The organism is Enterovibrio baiacu, assembly GCF_004120195.1.
In the GTDB taxonomy this organism is placed as follows: domain Bacteria; phylum Pseudomonadota; class Gammaproteobacteria; order Enterobacterales; family Vibrionaceae; genus Enterovibrio; species Enterovibrio baiacui.
The window spans coordinates 321,881-339,194 of the sequence record NZ_SCHN01000005.1 but is presented as its reverse complement, the minus strand read 5'-3'; the positions used below and the strand labels follow the sequence as shown (position 1 = coordinate 339,194).

Below are 17,314 nucleotides of genomic sequence, written 5' to 3'. Positions count from 1 at the left end.
ATGAAAAAAGCCATTGTCGCCACTGCGTTAGCACTGATGCTTTCTGCATGTTCAAGCAACAACCAAACCGTTGAACAAAGCCAAAATTTTGCGGCGTGTACGTTCCCAGATTCACCACAAGACAACGCACCTGGCTGGATTTGTGACGTGATGCCATCTGACATCGCTACTGCAGCAACAGGTTACGCGAAGAAAAGTGCAGCGGGCATGAGCGTTATGCGCAGAATTGCCGCGAGTGAAGCGCGTGTTGCGCTAGCTTCTCAATTCGAAACTGACGTGAACAACATGTTCAAGCAAGCGGTTGAGAGCACAGTGCAAACTGACTCGACGGTTGGCACGACTGAATCTGTTATGGAAGTGTTTGAGAACGTCACCAAGACCGTTGTTTCTCGCACCCTGACTAACAGTAAAGTGTTGGTGAGCCAAACCAGTCCTTCAGGTGGCCTTTACGTGCTAGTGGGCATGGATGACGAGGCTTACAAAGCCAATATGAACAGCGTTATCGATGCTGTGACAGAAGATTCGGCGTTGTGGAACCAATTCAACAACGAAAAAGCAGCAGAAGACCTTGCTAACGCGCTTGAGTCTCTGAAACAGCTTTAAGTCTGAGTCTTGTATGGCACCTTGCGATTCAGCGGGGTGCTTTCAAACCCTTACCTTATGAGGTTATCGCCAGATAGCCTCTTTTTCTATGTGGCTAGGAATTACCAGATGTCATTGGGTCGAATGAAAATTGTCGCCGCGTGTATTGCTGCGGTTTTATCCACGAGTGTTGCATACGCATCAGATTCTTTTGATGAGCTTGAACGTGAATCTAAGCGTGTAAACATGTCTCAGTCAGAGAAAAAAGCACAGTTCCACGAATGGCTAGATGCTTACTTGTCAGAATATGAAGCGTGGCGAGAGGCATACACCAAAGACATCGATCAACAGCGTGAAACGCTGATCGATCAGTGGGGCAGTGGTGAGCTGTCTGATCAAACAAAACACGTTGAATACGCAAAAGACAACACAGTGAAAAAAGTTGTCGATTACGAGAACAATACCGCTGTGGTGTCAGTGCTTGTTGACGCAGACGGTAACGTTGATCAATCAACCTTACCGAAGGGCAAGATTGAGATTGATGGCCAAGTCATCGAGTTGACGAAAGCAGAAAAGCGCATTGATGTTGTGGATTATTCTGCAGAACAAGAGAAGAAAGAGAAAGCCTTCATCGTCGATCATGTCTATGCACAAATGCAGGAACTGGACGTGCAAGCGGAACGATTGATTCGTTCAGGCACGGGGATCCCCGACTCGTTCATCTACGAGCGTGCATATAACAAAAAACTGGAACTGTTGGCATCTGCAAAAACGCGCATCTCGGCATTGTCAGCGCAGTTCAAGCAGAAGCGCTTAGCGCTTGGCATCCCTGAGCCCGTGGTTGCTGTGGTAAACACGCCCACGTCACCAGCAAAGCCTGAGGCCAAACCCGCGGTGAAACCGACGGTGGTGGCAGAGAAGCCAGTGCAAGAAACCACTGTCGTTGTCGCGAAAACGGAATCTACAGATGTTGTAGAAGTCGCAGCGAGCACATCAGCGCCAGCTATCGCAGAGAAAGCCGTTGAAGTGAAAAAGCCTGTCGACGCAGAAAAGGCCGTTGTAGCGAAGAAACCTGTGGTTGAGCCTTCCTTTGTCGCTGAAAAGCCAACGGTAGCGGCGAAGCCTGAGAAGAAAATTGTCAGCTACACAGTGAAATTGCCAGAAAACGCCTTGAAATCGCGCGCATCGAAATTCCAGCCTTTGGTGGAAAAAGAGAGTGAACGTTGGGATGTTGAAGCTGCGCTGGTGATGGCAATCATGCACAGCGAGTCGTCTTTCCGTCCTGATGCAAAATCACATGTTCCTGCATACGGTTTGATGCAAGTCGTGCCGACCAGTGCGGGCCATGATGTGAACAAACAAGTTCACAACATTGATGCGCCGATGAAGGCGGATGACCTCTATGTGCCGCCATTCAACGTTGAAGCAGGCACGGCATACTTGAACATTCTGAATACCCGTTACCTACGCTCCATTACCAACGAAGAAAGCCGTATGTACTGCGTAATTGCTGCCTATAACACGGGTGCAGGTAACGTGGCGCGCGCGTTTAACGCAGACCGTTCAACCAACATTCGTAAAGCAGCACACGTGATCAACGCGATGACGCCAGACGAAGTGTATGAGCACATGATTGACAATCTGCCATACGACGAAACAAAGAATTATTTGAAGAAAGTGAGCGGCCGTATCGCGCTCTATAAGTAGTGTCGGAGAACATAAATGTTGAAATATATCGTATTTGCGCTGGTCGGGTTTGGCGTATTTATTGGGGTAAGGTTTTCTGACGACATTACACGTTACATCAGCGAAGACGACATCGAAGCCATCAGTGAGCAAGTGATCGACACCGCCATTGAAAAGCTTGAAGATCTGAAGGGGTAAGCGACATGTCTTTGGTTGAAAACAGCGAACAACTTTGCCTGGAAGCGCAAGAGGAAATTATCGAACGTAACCTGCGTCAGCGTGTGCGTGAAAAATGGGCGAAGATCATTACCTTCGTTTCCATCATCGCGATTGCATTGGGCGGGTTGAATGACACCATGGATGCGCTCGAAAAAGTGTATACCCTCTCTTTGTCACAGTTCACTGATATTCCTTCGCACAACAAGCTTGATCGCATATACATTCGCGCATCAGAAGACGTGTTGGAAGAAACGTTCGGTGCGCCTGTATACATCAAAAAAAGCATGTCAGGGGATTTCATCAGATACTACCAAGACAAACGTTTTGTGTTGTCAGCAGTGACGCGTGATGGCGCAATTTCAGCATTCTTGGTTTTTCCTGAAGAGGGCTTTTTACCCAACACCAACGAGCATTCAGGCGGGGAGTTTCTTCTTGAGCAAGCCTTCTCTGCACATGAAATGGTGAATGATATTCGCTTGAACTCATCACGCTCGGTTAGCTATTACATTGAAGAAAACAGTGAAGGTGATTTCAGTAACTTGTACAACTCTGTAGCGGGTTATAGCGAGTTTCTTGGGCCGTTAGATGACAACACGAAGCGTCTTTTTGATGCGCTGTCAGAAAGCATGATGCTGGGTGATGACGTAACAAAACCTGCGGTCGCACTGCGTGATGCCATTACGCCGAACTTTTACGGCTACAGCATTCTTGGTCTGGACGTACTGGAAAGTGCCATTTTGACCTTGTCTGAATACCGTTTGATCACCGAGCAATGATACCGCGCATTTAACGCTGTCTTAAAAAAGGAGCCATTTGGCTCCTTTTTTGTCTCACTTTCTCTTATTCGTATCAGCCGGAAAACTGAGCAAATTAGTGGGTGAATGTTCCATGTTTTGTCTAGCAAAGTAGTCTTTCTCATTTTGCGTAAAAAAAGTTGGACTTAAATAAGCAAAAACTGATGATAAGGATTACATGCACGCTATGCCTCTGAAATTAAGGCCGTAAAACGAACGTTCTTTTTTGCGAAAATCCAGCGTTCAGAGGGGACTCTCTTAACTCCGCGACAAACGTCCCGCCCGATTTCACTCCATCCTTTGTGTATCTATTCACCAATACTCTTCAAGGGTGTTTCTAAATCTAACGTTTAAAACGTTGTGATATGCCAAGTTGCTTTTCTGTTAGGCCAATCGCTTGGTGATTGAAACGCTTTCCTTTGAGTGCAGATGTGTTTAGAAGGCGTGCAGAATTGGGTGGTGTTTACATCCCTCACTTCGCACCAGAGGTAAAAAGGTTTTGCGCCAATTGTCTCGATTGAGGAGGTATTCCATGCCAGTCGCACTGACATACCCGGGCGTTTACATTCAAGAAATCCCCAGTGGTAGCCGCTCAATCGGTGGCGTAGCTACATCCATCGCCGCGTTTGTCGGCGGCTTTTCTCGAGGACCACTCAACTCGCCTGTGACCCTGTTTCATGTTGGTGATTTCGACACCCATCTCGGCGGTGTGCATACCGACAGTGAAACCAGCTATGCCATTTCTCAGTTCTATCTCAATGGCGGCGGTCAGGCGATTGCCGTTCGGGTTGGTGGAGGTACAACGGGCGACATGACAGTGCAAAGCTGGAATGGTCTGACATCACTCCGTTTTACTGCAGGTCGCCAAGTACAAGATGCGTTGGTTGAAGACCCAGGTCGATGGAACAACCACATTCGTGTTGATGTCGATTACCTCACGTCTGATCCCGCCAATTTATTCAACCTTTCGGTATCGGAAATCCGCCATGTCGATGGGATTGAAGTCCCCGTTCGCAGCGAAACGTTCTCCAATGTTTCAATGGTGACAACACACCCCCGTTATGTGCTGAACGTGGTCAACGACGATTCCCTTATGGTGCAGTTGCGGCTACCTGCTCCAGGTACGGATATGCCTGCGCCGACAGGGTTTTATTCTGGTGTGCAAGACACCACGACATACGCCGCAATGGCAGACGATAATACGCTTCAAGTGGATTTAGGCACAGGCGTGTTTGATGTGGTTGTTGATGCGACAGCCAAACCCACCACGATAGCTGAAGCTGCCCTGATGATACAAAACGCCATTCGAGACACACGACCTGCCGATCCGCTTTGGGCGCAATGTCAGGTGGTGGTACGTGGTGATCGTATGGCGATTTTCTCGGGAAGAAGCAGTCCCGACTATCGATCCGGTCAGGTGGTTTCTGTCGCAGAATCGGCAGGGGATGCGGGCTCAGTATTGATGCTTGTTGGCAGCACCGAAGCCAATGTTCAGCAATATGCCATGAACAATGTGGTAGCAGGTCATCAAACTGCTGCAACAGCAGGAACAGATGGCATTGCGCCAACCGCTGCGCAACTTCGTGGTAATCGTAATTTGCGGACAGGCATTTATGCGCTGGAAGACGTTGATCTTTTCAACATCATGATGATTCCAGAAGCCTCGGATTTAGGCAGTGTTGCGGCCATGTCGAGCGTCATTAGCCCTGCGATCAGCTACTGTGAAGAGCAACGTTCGTTCTTGTTGATAGACCCACCGGCCGATGTCAACAGCGTGGAAGAAGCGAGCGATTGGCTTGATGAAGTGGCCGGGGCAGGGCTTCGTCACCGCAATACCGCCGCTTACTATCCGCGTGTTCAAGTGCCCGATCCGAACAACGAGAATCGCCTCAGAACCATCGCACCGAGTGGAACGGTAGCGGGGCTATATGCCAGAAAAGACACTGAATCCGGTGTATGGACAGCCGCCGCGGGCATTACTGCATCCCTCCGAAATGTTGTCAGTTTCAATCACGCCCTCACCAACAACGAAATCGGTTTGTTAAATCCAGTCGGTCTCAACTGCCTTCGCAATGGTGGCATCAGCGGCAACATTGCATGGGGCGCTCGAACACTACGAGGAGCCGATGCACTGGCCTCCGAGTGGGCGTATATCCCTGTTAGACGCACCGCACTCTTTATAGAGGAATCCCTCTTCCGTGGTCTGCAATGGGCCGTTTTCCAACCCAATGATGAGCCTCTTTGGTCAGAGATCCGCATCGCGGTGACCAACTTTATGCAGGGACTCTTCCGTCAAAAAGCGTTCCAAGGCTCTGCGCCTGAACAAGCCTTTCTCGTCAAGTGTGATGCAGAAACGACCACACCTGCTGACCGCGCTGCAGGGCGTGTGAATGTACTCGTGGGATTCGCACCGAAAAATCCTGCGGAGTTTGTGGTGGTGAGTTTGCAGCTCATGAACAACAGTGGCAGCTAAAGGCGTGAAGGGTCGCGCCTCATTAGGCGTGTTTAAGGCAAGTGAATTCGAATAATTGCGAGGAGGCGACATGTCGCAGCTCAATGTAAATGGTCAACGCATTGTTCCGTATCCCGGCTACAAATTCATCGTGAAAGAGATGGGTGGCGACGTGTTGGCAGCGGTTCAAAAAGTCTCTGGGCTGAGCCGCTCGGTGGAAGTGTTGGAATACCGAGAAGGGGGTGACCCGTCCCACACCCGTAAATCCCCCGGACAAGCCAAGTTCGAAGCCATAACGTTAGAACGCGGCGTGACAGAGAATCTGCAGTTTGAACAATGGGCCAACAAGGTATGGCGCATCGGCACCGACCTTGGGGGGGAAGTGTCACTGGCTGATTTTCGTAAAACACTGATTTTAGACGTGCTCAACGAAGCCGGTCAGAAGGTGATGAGTTACACCATTCATGCCTGTTGGGTCTCGGACTACAAAGCCATTCCTGCACTGGATGCGTCAAGTTCGGCGTTCATGATCCAGTCAGTGAAGTTGGAGAACGAAGGGTGGGAGCGCAATGATGTTAGCGTGCCGAAAGAACCAAGCTTTGTTTATCCTGAATCGTGATCCTGCGTTGAGTGTTGAGTAAGAAAAATGCGTGTTGGTATCGCGTCATTAGACGACAACCAGCGTGTTGCCCTTTGGGAATCGGCGATGGAACTGTCGCCGTCCCACCGTGCAATCACTATCTTGGCTGCCCATCTGCCGACAGTGCCATTCGAGGCATTGCAGCGTTGGACGCTGGTAGGGCGAGACCATGCCTTGCTGCTCGCATACCGCAGCCAATTTGGCGAGAGCATTCAAGTAGAAGGGCGTTGTCATGCGTGTGATACCAAAACGCAGCTGGCTTTCACGGTGTCAGACTTACTTGAAAGCAGCTCAGAAACGTTAAAAGCCGCGGTGTCTTGCATTGGAAGTCGCGATGAAAGTGGCAATCAATACAAGCATCAACATACGCAGGCTTCATTGGTAGACACGGATGTGTACGTGCCGACGTATCACCCTATTGCCTTAAACGGCGACGAATATCGGTTTCGATTACCAACAACACAAGACCTTGCGCTCATTCAATCGTCTTCCAGTGCTCAGAATATTAACCCTAGTGGGATAACCACCAAACAGGTGTGCGAACGATTGCTGGATGAGGCGAGCTTCAACGATTTGTGTGCCGTATTTGCTGATAAACACAGTGAAGGTGGCGCGACTGAATGCAGAAAAAACGAAAGGGAGCAAAACGACAAAGAGCATCAAAATAAAAAACAACAGGACAAAGGGTTAGAGAGCGAAGAACAACAAGCATGGATCAGCACCTTGGATACGCTGGAACAAGAAATGCTGCGCATCGAACCGCTGACCATCGTTTCGCTGAATGCGTCGTGCCCCGAATGCGGGGCACAGACGCAGCATCAATTTGACATTGGTCATCAGTATTGGGCACTACTCGCTGCTGATGTTGAGAAACAACTGTGGGATGTGCATATTCTCGCCACCGCTTATGGTTGGTCGAGTGATGCCATCTTATCGATGAGTCCGGCGCGTCGTCGCCAACATATCGCAATGGTGATCTCATGAGTCGTCTATTCGGTCAATACCTCACGCGAAACCTACAAGGTCAACAAACCTTGAAACCGATGATTCCGTCTTACTATTCGGGGATCTCGGCGGGCATGCCTTCAAGCCTATCTGCAACAGCAACGCAGACACCTAGCCAAGGGAATTCGGGGCAATCAGAAGGGAAGGAAGGCGATGCGTTTTCATCGTCAGCATCATCTTCTTCATTGCTTTCGAACGCGCATCACGCGTCGAATGTTGTGGCCATTTCACCATCCGGTTCGACGCTGTTTCACGACACAAAGGAAAGCGTCAGTGCGTCTCAAGAAACGGTTCGCGATATTGAACATGATGATGAAAGCAGCGTTACTCAAAACAAGGGCACCAATAACAACGCGACGAAAGTTAGCGAGGTAACAGTTAGCAACGCAACCGAAGGATATGCAGACAGCGCGGCACATCAAACCCCAGTCTCACCAATGTTTGAAGCTCAATCACTTTCGCAACATGGCTCGAGCCTTGCGCATTCATCCTCGAGCAACATGTCGTCGCTACATTCAAGAAGCCCAAGAAGTCAGGGCTCAGACGGGAAAGCCATCACATCGGCATCTGTTCAACACACACACCATGACCACCGACGCGGAGAACGCGGAAACGAAGACGCTGACGTAGCATCGGCAAATCCCCCATCTCATCAAACGTCACCGAGCCGTGGTGATTACACGCAGGACGTGGCTGCCTCAATTTTGTCGCCGACATCTCCTCCTGCTCAAACATCGACCATGAACGCGGCCTCTCAACCGAGCGTTACAGCGGTGCAAGCCAGTCATTCTCCGCTGACAGCAGATGTCTCTACTGCCTCGTTGTCAGATCGTGCTCAACAGATGGAGCAGGCAAAGCAATTTGCCACGAAGCGCCGACATGCAGAGAGCAATGTGTCGGTGAATGTCACTATCGGGCAGGTAACAGTAACCGCATCAGCGCAGCCTCAGTCGTCTACGCATGCAACCCAGCAGCAAGTCGCCCATGAGCGCACAGCATGGAAGCCTGCAATGACGCTTAATGACTACCTTCGTCAGCGTCAGGATGGTGAACGATGAGCAGTGCATTAGCGATTGCAGGCGTCACCCAGTTGATGCGTGATTTGCTCAACGACGGTTTGGTGGATCACGACGTGGCGGCGGTGGTGAATACCAACGTACCTGTGCATGCGTTGCCGCCAGATCAAATGTTGGCGCAAGAAGAAAACAACGCGCCAGCGTTGAATGTGTTTCTGTATCACTCCGAAGTGAACGGTGCGTGGGCAAATCAAGGCTTGCCAACACGAAACAGTGATGGGCAGCGGGTCAACAATACGCCGCTGGCCTTAGATCTGTATTACCTTGTCAGTGCATACGGCACCGCAGATCTGCACAATGACGTGCTCTTAGGGTATGCAATGCAGATATTGCATGAACACCCGGGGTTTACGCGTTCTGAAATACAAACCGCCTTGAATCCCTCTCCCGCCATTGCCGCGGGCTTACCGCCCTTGCTTCAAGCACTGGCGAGCACGGGCTTGGCTGATCAAGCCGAAGCGCTCCGTATTGCGCCTCATCCTATGGCGGTGGGTGAAATATCCTCGTTGTGGAGTGCATTGCAAAGCCAATATCGTCCGTCCATGACCTACCGTGTGTCCACCGTGATCATCCAATCGAGCGCACCAACCCACAATGTGCTGCCTGTGTTGACCATTGGTGAAGACAATACTGGGCCAATGGTGATCGCAACCCTTGCGCCTGATTCGCCATTGATTCGCCGAGTGATCACCCCAGCCTTGCAGTCCAGCGCGCGCGTCAATGATGTGTTTGATGTGGAAGGTGTTGAAATGGGCGGGGTAAATCCACGGTTTTCACTGTCTCATCTGCATCCTTCTTTAAACATCGAACACACCGTTATGGCACAAGCGGGGGGCGATGCGCGTGGGCAATCCATGCAAGTGCCGAATGCTCCCGCCGTTTGGGCGTCGGGCACCTATTCTTTGCTTTTCCATCAGGATGTGGCAGGGGCGGCGCAAACATCGAATCAACTTACCGTACAAATCGCCCCGGTGCTGACGTTACCGCCGCTGAACATTGTTCGAGCCGCATCGAGCATCACGGTCACCATCCGTGTTTCGCCGCATTTGCACCCCGGCCAACAAGCAACGTTATGGCTTGGCAGCGAAGGGGCGAGCGCCCAAGAGATCACCACAGCGACAGACACACTGACTTTTGTTTTCTCCGCCCTGGCTGCAGGTAACTATCCGGTTCGAATCCGTGTAGACGGCGTGGACAGTTGGTTCATTGAGCGTGATCGTCCGCCCATTGCCCCTGACTTTACGCCACGTCCGCCGATTTATGATCCAACCCAAATCGTGGTGGTGCCCGCATGACCGACATCCTTCGAATCGACGCAGATAAAGAGAACGCCAATTCTGATTCCACTGTCAGTGTGGCGCGCGGTAACGGGACTCATGATTCGAACGCTTATGATTCGAAAGGCTCAGATGCGTCGCAACAGCACCCTGAGTCCGCATCGTTTATGAACTGGCAACAGGCGAATCACAGCCATATGGTTGAGGTGATTGCTTGGGTAAAAGAAGGGTTAGCCATTCTTTCAAAACCGGCCCTTGCAGGGCGGAGTGCGCCTAAAAATATCCGTCCCTTGAACGACATCCATCGTCAATTTGTGTCTGAGCCGCCGACCGCGTTTAACCTTCTGGTGCAGCAGTTTGGCTTAAATGGCGTGGATCAAACGGCATTGGCGTTTTCATTAAGTGCTGCGCTGGACAGCGAGGTGAGTGCGACCTGCGTGTCGATGTCAGGCAACCCGCTTCAAACCATGCCAAGCATCGGCATGGCGCTCTCTTTACACGGGTTAAGTGAGGAAGGTGGTGAGAACGACAGAAGTGTATTTTCGCCGCATTCCCCGCTGCGTTATTGGCTGTTGATTGAGTGGCAATCCATGGGCGCGAGCGATGCCATTATTTCCCCGGATGAACGCATACTCAATTTTGTGCGTGGCGTGAATTACTTGGATGAACGTTTGAGTGTGATGTTAGAGCCGACCGGGAATCACCTCGCTCAACGGCCACTGAGTGCCTCGCAAGAAAAACAGCGCATTGGGGCCTTGCGCTTTATTCAACAAAACGTGCAAACACACATGCAGTCGCATCGCGCAATTATCGAATTGTATGGCGAAGACAAAACCAGCAAGCGAAACATGGCACACGCACTTGCGGCAAGCGTTGGCATGAATTTGCACCGCTTGCATGCGATGAGTTTGCCGACCCATGCCAACGACCTCGATGCGCTATCTCGTTTGTGGCAGCGTGAGGCAGGGCTATCACCGCTGTTGCTGGTGATTGAAGGCACGGACGATCCGTCACGTCAGCATGTGGTTGAGCAATTTGTCGAACGTATTCACGGCGTGGTTGTGCTCGAAGCGGGGGACTCGCCCATGGGGATTTTCCCACATAGTTTCCCGCTTCATGTAGCGCGTCCATCCGTGACAGAACAAGAGCAGTATTGGCGACAGTTGTTACCCCATGCCGATGCTGATTTGCCACTGCGTTTGTCGGAGCAATTTTCCTTTAGCCAATCCGATATTCAGCAATTGGTCACGGTTTCTTCGCTTCGCGATCAGGGTGAATCGAACGTTGATCACGTGCTGTGGAAAGCCTGCCAACGTCATTCTGCAACCGCATTATCCCGCCTTGCTCAGCGTATTGATTGCAAAGCCAATTGGGAGACCTTGGTACTGCCGCCGAAGCAAACCACCATGCTTGAACAACTCACGGCGCAAGTGGGGTTACGAAATCGCGTTTATCAACAATGGGGATTTCGTGAACGCATGAGCCGAGGCATGGGCATCAGCGCCATGTTCTGTGGTGACAGCGGCACGGGGAAAACCATGGCTGCAGAAGCCATTGCCAGCGAGTTGGAACTGGATTTATACCGCATTGATTTGTCGAGCGTGATCAGCAAATACATCGGCGAGACTGAGAAGAAAATGCGTGAACTGTTTCAGGCGGCTGAGCAGTGTGGGGCGATCCTGTTTTTTGATGAAGCTGATGCTTTATTCGGCAAGCGTAGTGACGTGAAAAGCAGCAATGACAGATACGCTAACATCGGCATTGATGATTTGCTGCAGCGTATCGAAAGCTATCGTGGGCTGGCGATTTTGGCGACCAATCTGAAATCTTCTATCGATAAAGCCTTTTTACGCCGATTACGGTTTGTGGTGGATTTTCCCTTCCCAGGGCCTGCCGAGCGTGAACGTATTTGGCGCACCGTGTTCCCACCACAAACACCGCTCTCAGGCGATGTTGATCCCGTGCGTTTGTCGCGTTTAAACCTGACGGGCGGCAGCATTCACAATGTTGCACTCAACGGCGCCTTTCTCGCCGCGCAGCATAACGAACCCGTGATGATGCGCTTTTTGATGGAAGCGGCATCGGCGGAGTTGCAAAAACTCGATAGACCAGTGAAAGCGGGGGACTTGGATTATGGCTGAGCACGCAATCACAACTAAACCCACGACTTCGAGCAACACCAACAAGACAGTTGAACGCAAGGCCAACAAACCAGTAGTGCCACCAGTGGTGCCGCAACGCGAACCGTCTATGTCGAACACCATGCTCGATGCAGTCAATGCAAATTCAATGGGCGGATTTTCTGTGGGATCTCACCCTGTGGGGGCTAGTTCGGCAATCGTGCAGCGCAAGTGTGCTTGTGGAAATGCCGCGCCGCAAGGCGGTACGTGTGGGGCATGTGCTGCAAAAGCCGCCGCGTCACCGTTAGCCAGCAACGCGTTTCTATCTCGCCCATCGTCTTCTACGTCGTCGGTTCAGGCGGGCAATTTGTCGGATGCTCTCCGTGCGCGCGCCGAACAAACCTTTGGCACTGCCTTACCCGACGTCAATATCCACACGGGCGCTAAAGCACAAACGTATGCGAGTGCTTTGCAGGCCAAAGCGTTTACCACGGGATCCGACGTGTATTTCGGCGCGGGCTTTTACCAGCCAAACACGACGTCAGGTTTGCAGCTTATTGGCCACGAACTCACCCATGTGATGCAGCAGCGTAGAGGGTTGTCGTTCGCCAAACTGCAAGGAACAGGCGACGCATACGAAAAAGAAGCCGACCGCGGTGGTGAAGCCTTTGCGGCGGGGAAAGCCTTTCAACTCGCCACACCATCAGGCCCCGTTGGACGTTGGGCACAGCGTGATATGGATGCCTCTCAATCGGCGCAAGTGGTGGGCATGGACGATCCTGCCCACGATTTGGAATTCCTTGGCGAAGCGTTTGACCAAGATGAATTACAGAGCTTGTTTGATGGTTTGCGCGAATATGAAGACGCGCAACACAGCCTGTATTTGATCCCCGAATCTGCCATTGATCAAATAGGGGGGGACCCTGCGCCATCGAGTAACTTGGTGTCTCAAGTTGGGGCAATCCCGAATCAAGGTGTCGGTGTCGGGCAGGATATTGGAACAACTGGCATTGCTCAAGCCAAAGCACTTGATGGTGTCACCCATAGCGCGGAACAATTGCTCGGTGGCGCGTCAGGTCAGCCTCGTGTTGTGCAGCGCGCCGTCGTTGCGGGTTGTAATGTCCCTGCGATGACCATGGGGCAAATCGGGATTGCGGCACACCGTCAAATCGGTGGATTTTGTGGCTTACTCTATCAAGCCATTTCACCCAGCACGCCTTGTTTGGGGAATGGTCACCCGGGCTTTCAAATTCCAGGTTCAACCCGCCCAGACATGGTGAAGCAGTATCCGCCTACCGGTGCGCCGCTGGTGGATGAATTAGGAGAAATCAAACCCGCATCTTGGCTCAACGGTCGACAGGTCGATGCGGAGGCGCAATTAAACCGAGATTTGGCGAATTATCGCCGTATCATCGGTCCCGCCACCACCATGTGGTCATACGCGTTTCCGACCATGCCGTTTGTCGCCAATCCGCTGCAAGATTTGTCCGTCTGGCCGCCAACAGGCGGGGCGACCTCTAACGGTGTGTATTACTACCGTTGCCGAAATACACAACGTCGCCGCGCACCTAGGCGTATCCGTATTCGCATTCATTTGCCTGTGCCAGTTGTGTTGCCGCAACCACAACCCGTGCCGCGTGTCGCTCCTCAACCGCAGCCACAGCCGCTACCTCAACCACAGCCACAACCTCAGACGCCGCGTCCTACCAATCCGGTGACACCGCCCACGCAAATGCCAGACTTGCGTCCGGTGGCGGGGGCGGCTGCGGCTGTCGGGATTGGGTATTTAATTTATCGCGGGATCCGGATGATCCCATCGCTTGCCCCACCGCTGTGGTGGACGGCACCCGCCAATCTGGCGATGCCTTAACGGTTTGCACTGATTTTTAAGGGGAGAAAATGATGAAGATAAATCTCCATATTGATGACATTTCGTTGCCGGATAACGCCACGTATCACGACGTGTATCGTGCCTTATCGCACGCCGTTGTTGAGCACTGGCCGAGCGGATTTTCTGACGGTGCGACGTCCATACGAGAGCACGCAATTGCGCGAGAGCAAGCCATCGTCCGAACAACGGAAACCGTGATGCATCAGTTGCAAACCCGCACACAAGCAGGAAGGGGACGCTAAATGTTATCGAGCCAGCCGAACTTCCTCAAAGGTGGCATTGTGTTACTTGACCAGCAAAGTGGAGAGCCGATTGAGGCCATTCCTTTGCTGATTAACCCTGCCACGCTCAGTACCCAATTTGAGGTGAAATCCCCCGCCAGTTCGCAAACGCGCGCAGAACCGATGCGCTTGAATGGGCCACCGAAAGAGTCCATCAGTTTCGAAGCGACCTTGGATGCCACCGACGCGATGGAACGTGGGGATCGCGATGCCTTGAATTACGGGATTGGTCACTACATCGCTGCGCTGCGCGGGCTGATCACGCCAAGCCGCCGACAATTGATGGATAACGACGCTCTTGCCAGACAAGGCAAGCTCACCATCATTCCCATGGTTCAGCCATTGCCAGTGTTTAGCTGGGGGATGAACCGCAGAGTGCCAGTGCGCTTTACCAGTTTATCGCTGCAAGAAGAGTTTTTTAATTCGGCGCTGAACCCACTTCGCGCAAAAGCCAGCGTGAATTTACAAGTGTTGACCGTCGATGATTTGGGCTTCGACCATCCTGCATCATCACTGTTTCTGCATTATTTGGCAGGGTTGGAGCGTCAAGCCAGCAAAGCGACGAAACCTGCAATCGACAATTGATTTGCGCATTCAAAGAGGGACAACAAGATGACCGATCTTTCTCACTATTTGCTTAGCAACACGGAAGAGACCGCAGACTTTACGCCGAACAGTCGTTACGTCGGGTTGCCGTTGCGCGTGATGACAGATGCAAATGGCACGGAAAGGGTGTTTGTAAGTCGTCGTTTCCTTCCTCAGCCTGCGTCAACGGAACGCGTGCAAAGCCTTGTGATTCGGGAAGGAGATAGGCTCGACCTGCTCGGTGCAGCGTACTATGCCGACGCGTCAAAATGGTGGTGTATTGCCGATGCAAATTTGGTGCAACACCCTGATGAGCTTGTCAGTCAAATTGGGCGACGCATTGCGCTGCGTTCTGATGACACTGACAATGGTTCTGGAGGGCGCTGATGTCTGATGTTGTCATGAGTTTGTACATTGGGCCTGTCGCCCCAGTGCCCGTCACGAAAGCCGTTATCCACGCATTTATTTCCTGCGAGGTTCGCTCTGTGACCACGGGTAAATCAGGGTTTCAGTTGGTGTTTGAAATCGACAATAACTCGCCCCTGCATACCGTGTTTCTGTTGTCTGCGAATAGCCCTATCCCAATGGTTCGCACCGTGATTGCGGTAGAAATGTTCGGCAAGAAATCCGTGTTGATGGATGGTGTAGTGACCGATCATGCGGTCTCGCCCGGTGCGGTGCCAGGGGTGTCTCGATTGACGTTAACGGGGGAAGATTTAAGCCGCGTATTGGATTACATCGATTTCAGTTTTATGCGCTATCCCGCCATGCCGGATTTCGCGCGCATTAACTTGGTGTTAGCGAAATATGCCTTCATGGGGCTGATCCCCAAAGTTATCCCTTCCGTGCTGATTGATGTGCCTGTCCCCACGCAACGTATTCCCGCGCACCAAGGGACAGATCTGAAATACATCATGTCGTTGGCAGATCGCGTGGGGTATGTGTTTTACATCGAACCTACCGACCAAGTTGGCGTATCTGTTGCCTATTGGGGGCCTGATGTCCGGCTCGGAAAAGTGCAAAAACCACTTAACGATGATTTGGACGCCCACAGAAATGTCGTTTCGTTATCGGGGAGTGTTGATACGCAAGCAGGAAAGCTACCTTTAGTCACTATCATTAATCCCCAAACCAAAGTGCCTCTCACTATTCCTGTGCCTGATGTAAACCCTCTTAATCCGCCTTTAGGTGTTGTTCGTCTGCTGGCATTGCAAGACGAACCTATGACAGGGACGGCAAAGTATTCGCCTGTTCAAGCGGCATTGGTGGGGTTAGCCAAAGCCGCTAAATCGGCGGTTCGCGCTGTGAAAATGACGGGCACCTTAGATGTATTGGCGTATGGCAGTTTGTTGGAGGCGAGGAAAAACGTCTCGGTACGTGGTGCAGGGCATGCCTTCAATGGGCTTCATTATGTGGATTCCGTTACCACCACGTTGAGCGAAGGTGAGTTGAAGCAGACGTTTGAACTGCGCCGAGATGGCTTGTTGTCGACAGTGAGTAGGGTGCCGTTATGACCCATCACATGTATGCAATGGAGACATGAAACGGAGAGAGATAAATGACCGAAAAATACTTCGGTAAATACCGCGGCACTGTGGTGAATAACGTCGACCCTATGATGCAAGGCCGCATTCTCGCCACCGTGCCTGATGCGACGGGCATGCCGCCGGGGAGCTGGTGTTTACCCTGTTTGCCTGTCCTTGGTCTGAATTCAGGGATCTTCTCGGTGCCGCCCATTGGCGCAGGGGTTTGGATTGAATTCGAGCAAGGGGATGTTGATTACCCCATTTGGACGGGCTGTTACGCAGGGGCCGCGTCAGACATTCCCAGCTTGGCGAAAACCGCGGTTGCGCCGATTTCAGCCATCACACTTCAAACCATGGCGAAGAACGGCATTGTTATCAGTGACGCGCTAGGACCAATGGGTTTGGGTGGCATCACGTTACAAACCGCCACGGGCGTGACGTTGTCGGTATCGGACGCTGGGATATTCATCACCAATGGGAAAGGAGCGCAGATCAATCTTGTTGGGCCGACGGTGGATATTAACAGCGGGGCGCTGACGATTACTTAGGGGCAGGAAGAGAAGGAAGGGAAGGAAGAGCAGGAAGGGCGAGAAGCGAGAGAAGAGGTTCGAGGAAGAGCAGGGAGAGCAGGGAGAGCAGGGAGAGCAGGGAGAGCAGGAAGAGCAGGAAGAGCAGGAAGAGCAGGAAGAGCAGGAAGAGCAGGGAGAGCAGAAAGAGCAGAAGGGCAGGGAGAGCGGAAAGAGAAAAGGCAAAAACAAAAGCAAAAGCAAAAGAAAAAGCAAAAGAAAAAGCTAGAGAGAAAGAAACGTGTCGTGGCAGTGGAGTGAGGAGAGGGTATGCCAGGAAATTTGCTACATGTCGGTGCCACCGTTATGTGTTCTCACGGCGGGCAGGCGAATCCGACAGTACCGAATCCCAGAGTGATGGTGTCGGGCAATGCCACGGTATTGCAGACAGCACCTTACACCGTGGCGGGTTGTGCGATGCCACCACCAACGGCAGGTAACGGCCCATGCGTTACTGCGCAGTGGGTAACGGGAACGGTGCGCGTACTTTCCTTAGGGCAACCTTTAGTGTTGAACACGAGCCAATCAGTGTGTGCGCCGACAGGGACACCGCTGATCCCATCCGTGGTGCAACCCCGCGTGGTGGCGTCTTAGGCTCTTTGCATTGGCAACAG

17 protein-coding genes are annotated in these 17,314 nt (G+C 52.0%); all 17 read left to right on the top strand.

Features of this window, described 5'->3' with window-relative positions:
* The 17 genes from EQP46_RS01845 (at position 1) to EQP46_RS01770 (ending at position 17,294) form a co-directional block, all read left to right on the top strand.
* Complete coding sequence (locus tag EQP46_RS01845) at positions 1-603, top strand: LPP20 family lipoprotein (protein ID WP_129492020.1); 603 nt, start codon at positions 1-3, stop codon at positions 601-603.
* A gap of 108 nt (positions 604-711) precedes the next feature.
* A complete protein-coding gene (locus EQP46_RS01840) occupies positions 712-2,289 on the top strand; it encodes a transglycosylase SLT domain-containing protein (RefSeq protein WP_129492019.1) in 1,578 nt (525 codons plus the stop codon).
* A gap of 15 nt (positions 2,290-2,304) precedes the next feature.
* Complete coding sequence (locus EQP46_RS24170) at positions 2,305-2,466, top strand: hypothetical protein (RefSeq protein ID WP_017009843.1); 162 nt, start codon at positions 2,305-2,307, stop codon at positions 2,464-2,466.
* Positions 2,467-2,471: 5 nt separating this feature from the next.
* Positions 2,472-3,263, top strand: a complete 792-nt coding sequence (locus EQP46_RS01835) for an ETEC_3214 domain-containing protein (RefSeq protein WP_129492018.1) — start codon at positions 2,472-2,474, stop codon at positions 3,261-3,263.
* A 550-nt stretch (positions 3,264-3,813) separates the two neighbouring features.
* Positions 3,814-5,754, top strand: a complete 1,941-nt coding sequence (locus tag EQP46_RS01830) for a phage tail sheath family protein (protein WP_129492017.1) — start codon at positions 3,814-3,816, stop codon at positions 5,752-5,754.
* Between the two features lie 70 nt (positions 5,755-5,824).
* A complete protein-coding gene (locus EQP46_RS01825; protein ID WP_129492016.1) occupies positions 5,825-6,352 on the top strand; it encodes a phage tail protein in 528 nt (175 codons plus the stop codon).
* A 27-nt stretch (positions 6,353-6,379) separates the two neighbouring features.
* Positions 6,380-7,357 carry a hypothetical protein gene (locus EQP46_RS01820; RefSeq protein ID WP_129492015.1) on the top strand — a complete coding sequence of 326 codons (978 nt, stop codon included), beginning with the start codon at positions 6,380-6,382 and terminating at the stop codon, positions 7,355-7,357.
* Complete coding sequence (locus EQP46_RS01815) at positions 7,354-8,436, top strand: hypothetical protein (protein ID WP_129492014.1); 1,083 nt, start codon at positions 7,354-7,356, stop codon at positions 8,434-8,436. Before EQP46_RS01820 ends, EQP46_RS01815 begins: the two co-directional genes overlap by 4 nt.
* Positions 8,433-9,749, top strand: coding sequence for a Pvc16 family protein (locus EQP46_RS01810; protein WP_129492013.1), 1,317 nt, complete (start codon positions 8,433-8,435; stop codon positions 9,747-9,749). The genes EQP46_RS01815 and EQP46_RS01810 overlap by 4 nt, the downstream gene beginning before the upstream one ends.
* A gap of 149 nt (positions 9,750-9,898) precedes the next feature.
* A complete protein-coding gene (locus tag EQP46_RS01805; protein ID WP_420841364.1) occupies positions 9,899-11,872 on the top strand; it encodes an ATP-binding protein in 1,974 nt (657 codons plus the stop codon).
* Complete coding sequence (locus tag EQP46_RS01800; protein ID WP_129492011.1) at positions 11,865-13,721, top strand: eCIS core domain-containing protein; 1,857 nt, start codon at positions 11,865-11,867, stop codon at positions 13,719-13,721. The genes EQP46_RS01805 and EQP46_RS01800 overlap by 8 nt, the downstream gene beginning before the upstream one ends.
* A gap of 29 nt (positions 13,722-13,750) precedes the next feature.
* Complete coding sequence (locus EQP46_RS01795; RefSeq protein ID WP_129492010.1) at positions 13,751-13,984, top strand: hypothetical protein; 234 nt, start codon at positions 13,751-13,753, stop codon at positions 13,982-13,984.
* Positions 13,985-14,608: a CIS tube protein gene (locus EQP46_RS01790; protein WP_102309542.1), complete on the top strand. Its 624-nt coding sequence runs from the start codon at positions 13,985-13,987 to the stop codon at positions 14,606-14,608.
* 27 nt (positions 14,609-14,635) lie between these two features.
* A complete protein-coding gene (locus EQP46_RS01785; RefSeq protein ID WP_129492009.1) occupies positions 14,636-14,995 on the top strand; it encodes a LysM domain-containing protein in 360 nt (119 codons plus the stop codon).
* On the top strand, positions 14,995-16,122 hold the full coding sequence (locus EQP46_RS01780) for a hypothetical protein (RefSeq protein ID WP_129492008.1): 1,128 nt from the start codon (positions 14,995-14,997) through the stop codon (positions 16,120-16,122). Before EQP46_RS01785 ends, EQP46_RS01780 begins: the two co-directional genes overlap by 1 nt.
* A gap of 44 nt (positions 16,123-16,166) precedes the next feature.
* Entirely contained in the window at positions 16,167-16,682 is a 516-nt protein-coding gene (locus tag EQP46_RS01775) for a phage baseplate assembly protein V (protein WP_017015410.1), read from the top strand.
* A 288-nt stretch (positions 16,683-16,970) separates the two neighbouring features.
* Positions 16,971-17,294, top strand: a complete 324-nt coding sequence (locus tag EQP46_RS01770; RefSeq protein WP_074924852.1) for a hypothetical protein — start codon at positions 16,971-16,973, stop codon at positions 17,292-17,294.
* Positions 17,295-17,314 lie beyond the last annotated feature (20 nt).